Raw genomic sequence first — 12,001 nt, 5'->3', positions numbered from 1 at the left:
CGTTTATGCCCGACGTCATCGTGATCGGCGCCGGGAGTTCGGTGCGCTTTCCGAACGACGATCCGTTCTATCACAGCATTTATGCAAGCGACGGGCCCGACCCGTTCGACATCGGTTACTACGGGAACGGACCCGGCAAAGTCGTGCCGTTTCCGAATGCGGGCGTGGTGCACGTTCGCTGCCACATTCACGCGCAGATGCACGGGATGATCGTGGTTGCGGGCGGCCCCTTCGCGCAACTCTCAAATGGATCGTTCAGGCTCGACCTGCCGCCGGGCCGTTACGTGCTGCACGCCGTCTATGCCGACGGCAGCGATCGCACGAGCGACGTCGTGCTCGGGTCGCACGACCGCAGCGTGAACGTGCGTTAAGCGATCGGTGTTTCGAAGCTCGCGAGTTGCTGGCCGAAACTGCGCGCCAGCACGAGTTCGTCGGTGATCGGCGCCGGCGGTACGACCGCGCCGCGGTCGATGAGTGCCACAAACCCGCGCACGCAGCGTTCGTCGAACTGCGTTCCGGCCATTTTCAGCAGCTCGGTGCGCGCGACGTCTACGGATAGCGCGCGGCGATACGGACGATCGGTCGTCATCGCATCGTAGGCGTCGGCCACGCAGATGATGCGCGCCCCGAGCGGAATCTTCTCGGCCGCGAGCCGGCGCGGATAGCCCTCACCGTCCCAGCGCTCGTGATGGTGGATGATGCACGGCACGACGTCGCGCATCGCATCGACGCCACCGAGAATCTCGGCCGCGATATCGGGATGGAATTTGATGATCGCGCGTTCGCGATCGTCGAATTTCGAGGGTTTGAGCAGCACGGCATCCGGAATGCCGATCTTCCCGAGATCGTGCAGCAGCGCCGCATTCTCGATCGTCTTAATCGTCTCGCGATCGAGCTTGAGCGCGGTCGCGAGCCGCTTTGCGTACGCGGCGACGCGCTGCGAATGGCCGGCCGTGTACGGATCGCGCTTGTCGACGATCGCGGCCAGGCCGCTCATCGTTTGCGTGAACGTGACGTCGGCCAAATTCTGCCGTACGTTGAGTTCGCGCTGCGCAGCGAGCGCGAGTGCGAAGAGCGAGAGAAAGATCAGCGCGCAGGCACCAACGGTCGTGCCGACCACGAAGCGCCCTTCGGCCGCCGTGTGGCTGCCCATTTGATCGAGCGAAAAATCCAGCGCGACGACCGCGATGTACTCGTTGCCGGCCGGATCGCCGAGCGGCGAGTACGCGGTAAAGATGCGCTCGCCGCCGGCCGAGCGCACCGGTTCGCGAACGACCTCTTGCGCGGCGATCGCATTTCGCACGGCGAGCGGTTCGGGTTTGGCATCCTTGGGATAGAGCGCGGTGCCGTCGGCCCAGTAGACGCGCATGCCGCGTACGTACTCTTGAAAGCTCGTGATCTGCGCGGCGGCCTGCGCGAGCGATGCGTAGGCCGAACCGGTGCGATGCGACCGCGCGTCGATTCGGCCAAGCGCCGGCGTAAGCAGCGCGCTCGCCTGACCGAACGAAGTCCCGACCAGGTCGCTTTGGATGGAACGCGTGTGCGACGCACTCAGCACGTACGAAAGCGTGACCGCGACCGCAATGGTTGCGAGCGCCGTTACGATCGTAAAGCGTGCGAGAAAGGAAACGCGCACCTTATTGCGTGACGAACGCGCTCGGGTAGGCGGGCAGTTCGTTGAGCGCCTGGGCGAGCAGCGCGACGTGCGTCGTCTCTACGCCCAGAATCGAGGCCGCCACGCCGGCGAGTTTACGATCCTTAAAGTCCGGTATCACCGAGAGATACGTACTAGCTGCGCGCTCTTCTACCGTTTTTGCGAACGTTAAGATATCGTTCTGTGTCTTCAAAGCGGGGTATTCGAGCTTCGCCGTCGCCGCCGAAGGAACGCCGCCGCCGGCCTTGACCGCCGCAATGAGGGCATCGCGGTGCGCGACGTGATCTTTGCGGAATGAGAGCGCCACGGCCAGCACGCCGGGCGCGAGCAGATGGGTCGCCGCGGCATCGTCGTAGGCCTTAATACCCGCTCGTTCGAGTTCGATCGCGGTATTAAGCGTCGCAATGTCGTCGGGGCTGGCGTTTTGCGCCGCATCGACAAACGCCGTAAGCAGCGGCATTCCGAGCACGCCGATGGCGGTCGCGGAGGCGAGCAAACGTGCGCGAGAGATACCTTCCATGGTGTCACCTGTACAAGAGAGTGCGGATATCCCTATCTTCGGTAATTCGCGTGAAGAGATTTACGCTCGCACTATATTCCGGCGTACCATTCGTAGCCCTGATCTTCCCAATAGCCGCCTTTTCCGCCGAATAATGAGCCGTAAGACCCAACGATTTCGATGCGGCGCACCCACTTCGCGCTCTTGTAGCCGAGTTGGGTGGGGACGCGCAGTCGCACCGGTGCGCCCCGATCGGCCGTGATGGGCTTCCCGTTTTGGCGCAGGGCCAGGAGCGTCTGCGGGTGCGTCGCTTGATGGAGATTCAGACTTTCGTAGTACGCCGTTCCCTGCTGGTCGCTATCCATCGAATGAAAGACCACGAATTTCGCGCCGGCGCGCGGGCGCACCAGGGCGAGAACGTCGGCGAGCGGCACGCCGTCCCATTGAGCAATCGCGCTCCACCCTTCGACGCAGTCATGCCGCGTGATGTCGCGCTTCTGAGGCATCTTCTCCAGCTGCGCGAGCGTGAACGCGTGGGGACGCTCGACCGCTCCGTCGACCACCAGTTTGTACGAACGGAACTGGTCGCGCACGATGGCATTATAGTATGAGTTCATCGGCGTCGGCAGCGAATCGAGGGGGAAGTTGGTGGAGATATCCTGCGCCCGGTACTCTTTGGCGAGCCCGTGCGTGCCGATGATGCTTTGATCGAGCGCTTCCGCCGAATCGAGTACGCTGTGAAACCGCGCGTTATCGTTGAGTTTGGTACCGATCGCCGAGCAGCCGGCGAGCGCCGCCGACAACGACGTGGCGATAAAAAGCTGCCGTTTCATACGCCGGTCCCATCGCTCGAGCGCAGCCGATACCAGCCGGTGATCATCGAGCGCATTTGGTTGAAGACGCCTTGCGTCGCAACGAGAATCACGTGCGTTACGAAGAATCCGAGCAGCGCGATCATCAGCACGAAATGCCAGAGCCGCGCGTATTGGCGGCCGCCGAAGACCGACGTGATGGGATGCAGCCACGCATCGAAGCCGGGCGAGAGTGCCAGGCCGCTGAGCACGAGCAGCGGCGCGAAGACGAAGATCACCAGCGTATAGGCGAGCTTTTGCAGCGGATTGTACGTTCCGTGTTCCGGCGGTTCTTTGCGCAGGCGCAGATAATACAATTGCATCGGCACGATCTTCGGGATGTCCCGAGGTCGTAAAATCAATTCGCTGAGGTTGCGCCGCGCCAAGCCCGAAACGATATAGAAGAACCCGCAACCGGCCATGATCCACGCGAAAAAGAAATGCCAGCGCCGCCCGTCGGCGAGACTCTGATATGCGGGGATGGTCAACCACGACGGAAAGGCGCGGGCCGCTTGGGCGCCCATGCCGTCGGCCGTCCAGCCGAAGAGTCCGGTTGTCTTCAACGTGTGGCCGAAGATCGTGGTGGTTCCGATGCCGTCCTGCGGAGAGTCAAACGATAGCACGCGTCGCGCGGGATTCGATTTATCGGCGGCGTCGAGATACGGGGCGGCGTTGAAGACCTGCAGCCCGCTTGAAACCAGCGCCATAAACGCGATGAAGAACAGCCAGTGCGTGATGCGCGTTACCAGCGAATGGCGATAGACCGCCTTGCCTTCTTCCGTCATGGTCACTCCTACAACGCCTCCCAGGCCGCTTCGGATGACATCGAGAATCCCCTCGCTCGCATGTCTACCGCCGTATTAGAGACCCGGATCGAGGACGGAGTCGCCCGCGTCGGCCTGGCGCGACCCGACGTCCGCAACGCTTTTAACGCGCAGCTTATCGCCGATCTCAAGCAGACTTTCGATCGCCTTTCCACCGAACCGGCCGTGCGCGCCGTGGTGCTGGCCGGCGCCGGCAAGGTTTTCTGCGGGGGCGCCGACATCAATTGGATGCGCGACTCGCTCGAGTTGAGTCGCGAGGAGAACGTGGCCGACGCGCAAGCGATGTCGGAGATGTTTCGCGCGATCGATCGTTGCGCTAAGCCCGTAATCGCGCGCGTTCACGGCGCGGCGCTCGGCGGCGGCGCGGGCCTGGCCGCCGTGTGCGACGTCGTGATCGCAAGCGAGGAGACGCTCTTCGGTTTCACCGAAGTGAAGCTCGGCATCATTCCCGCGGTGATCTCGCCGTTCGTGCTCGCGAAAATCGGCGCCACGCACGCGCGCGCGCTCTTTCTCACCGGCGAACGGTTCGACGCGCGGCGCGCGCAGACGATCGGCCTCGTTCACGAAGTAACCGCGCTCGATACGCTCGACGCCGCGGTCGATCGCGTGCTCGCCGAAGTACGCGGCGCCGGACCGAGCGCGGTCTCGGCAGCCAAACGATTGATCGAAACCATGCGCGAGACCGGCTACGACGCATCGCGCGACGTGACCGCGAACGCGATCGCCGCGCAACGCACGACGCCCGAGGGCCAAGAGGGCCTGCGCGCCTTTCTCGAACGCCGCAAAGCGCAGTGGTCGCAATGATCCGCCGGCTGCTCGTAGCCAACCGCGGCGAGATCGCCGTGCGCGTCGCCCGCGGTGCGCGCGAACTCGGCATCGCACCGCTCGGCATCTACTCCGAAGCCGACGAACAGGCGTTTCACCGAACGGTCATGGACGACTCGGTCTGCGTGGGACCCGCGACCGCGACGGATTCGTATCTGAACATCGCTGCGGTGATCGCGGCGGCGAAAACGCTGCGCGCCGATGCCGTGCATCCGGGTTACGGTTTTCTCTCCGAACGCGCGCAGTTCGCGCAAGCCGTGCGCGATGCGGGGCTGACGTTCGTCGGACCGACGCCCGAATCGATGGCCGCGATGGGCAGCAAGATTGAAGCAAAGCGGCGCGTGCGCCAGTTCGACGTGCCGGTGGTTCCCGGCTACGAGGGCGACGATCAATCGCTCGAAACCCTGCGCGCGCAGGGGCGGCAGATCGGTACGCCGCTCTTAATCAAGGCCAGCGCCGGTGGCGGCGGCCGCGGCATGCGCGTGGTCGACGATCTCGCGCAGTTCGATGAAGCGCTCGCAGCCGCCAAGCGCGAAGCGCTCTCGGCCTTCGGCAGCGATGCCGTGTTGCTCGAACGCTACCTGCGCCGCCCGCGTCACATCGAGTTTCAGATTCTCGCCGACGCGCACGGCAACACGATCCACCTGGGCGAGCGCGAGTGTTCGATTCAGCGGCGTCACCAGAAAATCGTGGAAGAGGCGCCGTCGGTCGCGCTTTCGCCGGAGCTGCGCGCGACGATGGGTGCCGCCGCCGTACGCGCCGCTAAGTCGGTCGACTACGTCAACGCGGGGACCGTCGAGTTCATGCTCGACGAAGACGGCAGCTTCTACTTTCTCGAGATGAACACGCGCCTGCAGGTGGAGCATCCGGTCACCGAACTCGTCTACGGCATCGATCTCGTGCACTGGCAGCTGCGAATCGCCAACGGTGAAGCGCTCACGATCGTGCAGAGCGACGTGCGGCCGCGCGGGTGGTCGATCGAGACGCGCATCTACGCAGAAGATCCCGCCAATCACCTCTTACCATCGACCGGAACGATTTCGGCATGGGTTCCGCCGCAAGGGCCGGGCATCCGCGTCGACGCGGGCGTGCAGACGGGCAGCGAGGTTTCGGTTTACTACGATCCGATGCTCGCGAAACTGATCGTGTGGGGCGAGAGCCGCGACGCCGCGATCGCCCGGCTCACCGGCGCGCTCGAACGGTTCCGCATCGACGGCATTCGCGCGAACGTTCCGCTGCTGCTCTGGATCGCGCGCGACGACGCCTATCGCGCGGGCGACACGACCACGCAGTTCTTGGCGGAGCGGCTCGACGAATCGATCTTCACGCCGACGGATGCGCCCAAGGGCAGCGCCGCGCTCGCGATCGGCGATCGCCTGCGTGCGGGCCACGCGCCGTGGCGCGTTGGCCGGGTCGGTATTCCGCTGCGTTTGCGCTCCGGCGCGACCGAGTACGCGGTCGAGGCAACGGCCACGCGCGACGAAGACGCCTGGCAGCTGAGCGGCGATATCGCGGGCCTGCTTCGCATCGAGGGCGGGCCCGGCGAGGGCGCGGTCTCGCTCGACGGCGTGCGTTACGGCGACGACGCGCGCACGCACGCGTTCGCGTTCGTCGATCCGCCGAGCGTTGACGGCGCCGCCCGCGCGACCGGGGCCGCCGCTACCGGACGCATAGTTGCGCCGATGCCGGGGAAGATCATCAAGGTGGCTAGCACCGAAGGCGCGACCGTCGCGCAGCACGACCTGCTCGTCGTTTTGGAAGCGATGAAGATGGAACATCGGATCGAGGCGCCGAGCGCCGGCACGATCAAGGCGATTCTCGTACGGGAAGGCGAGATCGTTCCCGGCGGCACGCCGCTGGTGGAGCTGGCGTAGCCGATGGCGTCGAACGGAACGACGATTCTCATGGTGCCGGGCTACAACGAGCCGCCGGCACATTTCGAGATCCTCCGCGACGGCGAGGACGGTATCCCCGGGCTGACGGCCTACGGCTACAACTGCTTGACGTTCTCGGAAGCCGACGACACGCTGAGCGATCGCATCGACCGCTTCGCCGCGCACATCGACGAGATGAAGACGCAAGGCTACAAATTTCCGCTCGTGCTGCTCGGCTATTCGCTCGGCGGCCTCGTCGTGCGCGGATTTCTGCGGCGCTTTCCGCATCGTCTGGATGAGATCAGTCACACGGTGATGATCTCGACGCCGAATTGGGGCGTGGTGACGCTCGCGATGCCGCACATCACGCGAATGCTGCGCATCCCCGATAAGGCGATGGGCGATATGAGTTTGGAGTCGGACTTCATGCGCTGGCTCAACAACACGAGCGGGCACTGGGAGGAAACGCACGATTCGCGCAAGCGTATCTGGGTGCTCGACGACGAGCCGTGGACCAAGCCCGAGGGCGCCAAGATGCTCACGATCATGGGCTTGATTCCGTCGCGCGGCGGCGATAACGACGGGTTGGTGTGGGGCGATTCCGCCACGCTCGGGAGCCGCCTCGCCGCGCACTACGTGGTTGGACCGCACGCGAACCACATGAACATCATCGGCCACTTCGATCCGCTCATCATGCTGACCAAAGGCTTCCTCGCCAACAACCGCGTCTGGCCGCTGACGCTCGCGGCGATGCTCAAGTTTATCGAAGCGAAACCGCTCGCGCGTTCGGGGGCATCTCAAAAGGTATGAGTCTGCCCAAAGCGGTGACCATCTGCGAGATGGGTCCCCGCGACGGCCTGCAAAACGAAGCCGTTCTCGTTCCCACCGCCGATAAAGTGCGCTATATCGACCTGCTCTCGCGCACCGGCCTGCGCACGATCGAAGCGACGTCGTTCGTGAGCCCGAAGGCGATCCCAAAGCTCGCCGATGCCGCCGAAGTCTTCGCCGCCATTACCAAGGCGCCCGGCGTACGCTACCCCGTGCTCGTGCCGAATCTCAAAGGGTACGCACGCGCGAAGGCGTGCGGCGCCGATAGCATCGCCGTCTTTACGGCGGCGTCGGAAGAATTCACCAAGCGCAACATCAACATGTCGATCGACGAATCGCTCGCGACCTTTCGCGACGTCGTAACGACCGCGAAAGCCGACGGCATGTGGGTACGCGGCTACGTTTCGACCGCGTTTGGTTCCCCGTTCGGCGACACGATCACGCCGGCGATGGTGGTGGACGTGAGCGTGAAACTCATGGCCATGGGCTGCGACGAACTCTCGATCGGCGACACGATCGGCGTCGGCGTTCCGAGCCAGGTCGACGAGCTGGTTCCGTTGCTGCTGCGCGCGATTCCGCTCGAACGCATCGCGTTTCATTTCCACGACACGCGCGGCACCGCGCTCGCCAACGTCCACGCCGCCTTACGCCACGGCATTGCGATCTTCGATTCAAGCAGCGGCGGTCTCGGCGGCTGCCCCTACGCCCCCGGCGCCACCGGCAATCTCGGCACCGAAGATCTTCTCTACATGCTCGACAACATGCACATCGAAACCGGCGTCAACCTCACCCGCATCCGCGAAGCCTCCCGCTTCATCGCCACCATCGTAAACCACGCCCTCACCAGCAAAACCTACCAAGCCCTAGAACTGTCGACCGCTCATACTTCGACACCCTCACCATAACAGCGCACCCCCTTTGTCATCCTGAGCTTGTCGAAGGACAGAGCTTGTCGAAGGACGGGGCGTGTCGAAGGACGCCACCACTGCATGAAAGGCTTACCGTGATCGTACGTGCCGGAATGTTTTACGATGGGACGCTCGATGCGCCGCGGCGCAACGTCGACATCCAGATCGCCGACGGCAAAATCGTCGCGCTGCGCGATGCGGGCGGCGCGGCGGATCGCGAAGCGGCGTGCGTTACGCCGGGGCTCGTGAACGCGCACGTGCATCTCGAGATGGGCGGCGAGGCCGACACGATGGGCGCCTATCGCAACACGACGCCGACGCAGCGCATGCTGCGCGCCGTGGAACACGCCGGCAAGTCGCTGCGCGCGGGCGTCACGACGGTGCGCGACGTCGGCGCCTCCGAAAAGATCTCGATCGATCTGCGCGACGCGATCGACGCCGGCAGCATCGCCGGGCCGCGCATCAGCGCCGCGGGTACCGTTCTCTGCATGACCGGCGGCCACGGCTGGTTCGTCGGGCGCGCGGTCGATGGACCGTGGGACGCGCGCAAGGCCGTGCGCGAGCAGCGCTGGCACGGCGCCGATTGCATCAAACTCATCGCGACCGGGGGCGTACTCACCAAAGGCGCCGTTCCGGGCACGGCACAACTCACCGAGGAAGAGATGGCCGCGGCCTGCCTCGAGGCGCACGCGCACGACATGCGGGTCGCCGCGCACGCGATCGGGACGAGCGGCATCAAAAACGCGCTGCGCGCGGGCGTCAATTCGATCGAACACGGCCACATGCTCGACGACGAAGCGATCGCGCTCTTCAAAGAGCGCGGTGCCTATCTCGTACCGACGCTCACCGCGCCCACGTGCATTTTGGAGCACGCACACGACGGCGGCCAGCCCGACTTCGTGATTCGCAAGGCGACCGAGATCAATAAACACATGCTGCGCAACATCAAGCACGCGTACGATGCCGGCGTAAAGATCGCCGGCGGATCCGATGCCGGCACCCCGTTCAATCTGCACGAACGCTACGCCTACGAAGTCCAGCTGATGCACACGATGCTCGGCATGACGCCGCAGCAAGCGTTACACGCCGCCACCAGCGTCGCCGCCGAACTCATCGGCATACATCGCGGCATCCTCGCACCAGGCGAACCCGCCGATCTACTCCTGCTCGATCGCGACATCGCCGCCACCCTCGCCCCACTCGACCGCCCCCAAGCCGTACTAAAAGCCGGCACCTTCGTCAAATAAGCTTACATTGGTGGGACGACGCCGTTTTCGCCGGCTATGATGTGCGCGGCGGTGAGTTTGCCGCTTGGAGACGTCGTAATCACGAACACGTGCACGCCCGGTGCGAGCAGCTTCGCGCTGCCGGGAACGACGCGCACGATCGGCACGTTCGGCGGAACGACCACGCGCTGCGAGCCGCCCTTGTAGGTTAGCGTAATCGGCTGGCCCGGCGCGGCAGCGTGCGAGACGGTGCCGTTCGTCATCATCGACTTCGAGCCCGACGATGAAACGGTTCCGTTGGTCATCATCGAGGCGTGCCCGTTCGCGGGGAGATCCCACGGATAGTTGCCCTCGCCCGTGCCGCGCATCGAGTTCGGAAACACGACGACTTCGAGCGCCCGCATCGCGCCGGAGCCCGGCACGTTAGCGATCCCAACGAACGTTCCGGGCTTGATGTCGGCCGCCGTGCCCCGCACGACGCCGGCAACGCCGCTAGTCTTCGAGAGCCCGAGTACGACGGGGCCGCCGCTGGTAGTCACCGTCATCGACGTCGGCGAAACGGTCGCGATGGTCCCACGCACGTGCTTCGACGACATGGCGGCGGAGCTGGGCGCCGCAGTCGTGGCATCGCTCGCCGTCGTGGTCGAGGTGGTGGTCGATTGCGAACAAGCCGTGAACGCAACGAGCGCCAGCGCGCTCGCGATCGCCGAACCGGCACGATTAAAGGTCAACATCGGAACCTCCCTAGCGTAGTATTCTCGCATGGTTCCCACTAACCTCAAACTTGTCATGCTGACCCCGTTTTTTGTCATGCTGATGACAAGGGAATGTGGGTATAGGTGTTCTGGTACATACTTGCACTACAATTGGGGAGATTTCTTTGCATCTCGAGGGGCTTCGCGTTGCGGTTCTGGCACCTATTACGTGGCCGACGCCGCCGCCGGGATATGGGCCGTGGGAGCAGATCGCGTTTAACATCGCCGATGGGATGCGCCGGCGCGGCGCGGACGTGACGCTTTTTGCGACCGGCAACTCGCAGTTTGCGGGGCGGGTGGAATCGGTGATCCCGGTTGGGACGGCGCAGGATCCGCCGCTTAACGGCGACGTGTTCGGCGCGCTGCATATCGGCAAACTCTTCGAACGCGCGCACGAGTTCGATTTGATTCACAACAACTTCGACTGGAAACCGATGACCTACGCGCTCGGCAGCAAAACGCCGCCGATGCTCACCACGATTCACGGCTTCTCTTCGCCGCAGATCCTCGCAGCCTACTACGCATGCGCCTGGCGCAGCTTCTACTGCTCGATCAGCGACGCCGATCGCGACCCAGGCCTCGGCTATCTCGCGACGACCTACAACGGCATCGACCCGAGCGAATTTACGTTCCGCGAGACGGCCGGCGACTATCTCGTCTTTCTCGGACGCTTTCACCCGGAGAAGGGCACGCATCTCGCGATCGAGATCGCCAAGAAAGCCGGCGTCCGTTTGAAGATGGCGGCCATTCCGCAAGACGAGGAGTATTTTCGCACGCAGATCGAGCCGCAGATCGACGGCGATCAGATTCAGTTCCTCGGCTCGGTGGAACGCGAAGGCCGCGATGAATTGCTGAGCAACGCGCTCGCACTCGTGCATATGACCACGCGCCCCGAACGCTTCGGCCTCACGATGATCGAAGCGATGGCTTGCGGAACGCCGGTTCTCGGCGCGAACATGGGCTCGGTTCCGGAGATCGTGCTCGACGGCACGACCGGCTACGTTTGCGACGACGTAGCACAAGCCGTCGCCCGGGTGCCGCACCTCGCCTCACTCGATCGCCGCGCCTGCCGCGCACGCGTCGAAGCCGAGTTCACCGTCGAACGCATGGTAGACCGCTACGCCGACGCCTACGCACAAGCACTAGCCCAAAAACTCCCTGCCGCCGCCACCCCCACCCAACTCCACTGGCGCAACCACGACTGGTGGGACCGCCCCATGGCCTACACCGAAATCGGCCAAAAACCCCGCACCCCCCTGTCATCCTAAACCCGTCGAAGGACGACGCTCGCCACCCCCGATGCTTCGACGAGCTCAGCATGACAAGGCAACGCACCCCACTTTGTCATCCTGAGCCTGTCGAAGGACAACGCTTGCCACCCACCGATGCTTCGGCGGGCTCATGCTTCGACGAGCTCAGCATGACAAGGCAACGCACCCCCCCTTTGTCATGCTGAGCCTGTCGAAGGACGACGTTCGCCGCCCGCCGATGCTTCGACGAGCTCAGGGCTAGGTTGGGGCCTCGACCCAGCGGAGTAGGGCGTGGGCTTTTTGGGCGTGGGTGATGGCGGGTTCGTCGGCGGGGCCGGGTAGGAGCAACGTGAAGTGGCCCATTTTGCGGCGGTTTACGGCGTGTTTTTTGCCGTAGATGTGCAGCACGATCGATGGGTCGGCGAGCAGGTCGTTCACGCCTTCCAAGTGGTCGCCGGTGCCTGTGCCGAGGATGTTCACCATGATCGCGTTGCGCAGCAGTTGCGG

At 64.3% G+C, this 12,001-nt stretch carries 13 protein-coding genes; 7 read left to right on the top strand and 6 right to left on the bottom strand.

Features of this window, described 5'->3' with window-relative positions; genetic code table 11:
• Window positions 1-371, top strand: a 371-nt coding sequence (locus VIG32_00855) for a hypothetical protein (GenBank protein ID HEY8296559.1), incomplete at its 5' end; no start/stop codon positions are given.
• Here VIG32_00855 and VIG32_00850 read toward each other — a convergent pair.
• The 4 genes from VIG32_00850 to VIG32_00835 form a co-directional block, all read right to left on the bottom strand.
• Complete coding sequence (locus VIG32_00850) at window positions 368-1,636, bottom strand: HD-GYP domain-containing protein (protein ID HEY8296558.1); 1,269 nt, start codon at window positions 1,634-1,636, stop codon at window positions 368-370. The two genes, VIG32_00855 and VIG32_00850, sit on opposite strands and share 4 nt — an antisense overlap.
• Before the next feature lies 1 nt (window position 1,637).
• Complete coding sequence (locus VIG32_00845) at window positions 1,638-2,174, bottom strand: ferritin-like domain-containing protein (protein HEY8296557.1); 537 nt, start codon at window positions 2,172-2,174, stop codon at window positions 1,638-1,640.
• Between the two features lie 71 nt (window positions 2,175-2,245).
• Window positions 2,246-2,986: a molybdopterin-dependent oxidoreductase gene (locus VIG32_00840; protein HEY8296556.1), complete on the bottom strand. Its 741-nt coding sequence runs from the start codon at window positions 2,984-2,986 to the stop codon at window positions 2,246-2,248.
• Window positions 2,983-3,789 (bottom strand): cytochrome b/b6 domain-containing protein, encoded by an 807-nt coding sequence (locus VIG32_00835; GenBank protein ID HEY8296555.1) that lies wholly within the window; start codon window positions 3,787-3,789, stop codon window positions 2,983-2,985. The genes VIG32_00840 and VIG32_00835 overlap by 4 nt, the downstream gene beginning before the upstream one ends.
• Before the next feature lie 60 nt (window positions 3,790-3,849).
• Here VIG32_00835 and VIG32_00830 point away from each other — a divergent pair, with 60 nt between their 5' ends.
• The 5 genes from VIG32_00830 to VIG32_00810 all read left to right on the top strand — a co-directional run bounded on the left by VIG32_00830 (window position 3,850) and on the right by VIG32_00810 (window position 9,510).
• Window positions 3,850-4,632: an enoyl-CoA hydratase-related protein gene (locus VIG32_00830; protein ID HEY8296554.1), complete on the top strand. Its 783-nt coding sequence runs from the start codon at window positions 3,850-3,852 to the stop codon at window positions 4,630-4,632.
• Window positions 4,629-6,527 (top strand): acetyl-CoA carboxylase biotin carboxylase subunit, encoded by a 1,899-nt coding sequence (locus VIG32_00825; GenBank protein HEY8296553.1) that lies wholly within the window; start codon window positions 4,629-4,631, stop codon window positions 6,525-6,527. Before VIG32_00830 ends, VIG32_00825 begins: the two co-directional genes overlap by 4 nt.
• 3 nt (window positions 6,528-6,530) lie before the next feature.
• Complete coding sequence (locus tag VIG32_00820) at window positions 6,531-7,337, top strand: hypothetical protein (protein HEY8296552.1); 807 nt, start codon at window positions 6,531-6,533, stop codon at window positions 7,335-7,337.
• A complete protein-coding gene (locus tag VIG32_00815; protein HEY8296551.1) occupies window positions 7,334-8,260 on the top strand; it encodes a hydroxymethylglutaryl-CoA lyase in 927 nt (308 codons plus the stop codon). The genes VIG32_00820 and VIG32_00815 overlap by 4 nt, the downstream gene beginning before the upstream one ends.
• 98 nt (window positions 8,261-8,358) lie before the next feature.
• Window positions 8,359-9,510, top strand: coding sequence for an amidohydrolase family protein (locus VIG32_00810; protein ID HEY8296550.1), 1,152 nt, complete (start codon window positions 8,359-8,361; stop codon window positions 9,508-9,510).
• Window positions 9,511-9,512: 2 nt separating this feature from the next.
• Here the strand turns inward: VIG32_00810 and VIG32_00805 are convergent, their stop codons facing one another.
• Window positions 9,513-10,223 carry a hypothetical protein gene (locus VIG32_00805; protein HEY8296549.1) on the bottom strand — a complete coding sequence of 237 codons (711 nt, stop codon included), beginning with the start codon at window positions 10,221-10,223 and terminating at the stop codon, window positions 9,513-9,515.
• Between the two features lie 146 nt (window positions 10,224-10,369).
• On the opposite strand from VIG32_00805, the gene VIG32_00800 reads away from it, so the two are divergent.
• The gene (locus VIG32_00800; protein ID HEY8296548.1) at window positions 10,370-11,512 is read left to right on the top strand and encodes a glycosyltransferase family 4 protein; all 1,143 of its coding nucleotides are present in this window, start codon (window positions 10,370-10,372) and stop codon (window positions 11,510-11,512) included.
• Between the two features lie 240 nt (window positions 11,513-11,752).
• Here the strand turns inward: VIG32_00800 and VIG32_00795 are convergent.
• Window positions 11,753-12,001, bottom strand: a 249-nt coding sequence (locus VIG32_00795; GenBank protein HEY8296547.1) for a hypothetical protein, incomplete at its 5' end; no start/stop codon positions are given.

The sequence above is a fragment of the Candidatus Baltobacteraceae bacterium genome, assembly GCA_036559195.1.
Classification (GTDB): Bacteria; Vulcanimicrobiota; Vulcanimicrobiia; order Vulcanimicrobiales; family Vulcanimicrobiaceae; genus JALYTZ01.
The sequence above is the reverse complement of the archived record's forward strand: the minus strand, read 5'-3'. Positions and strand labels throughout refer to the sequence as shown.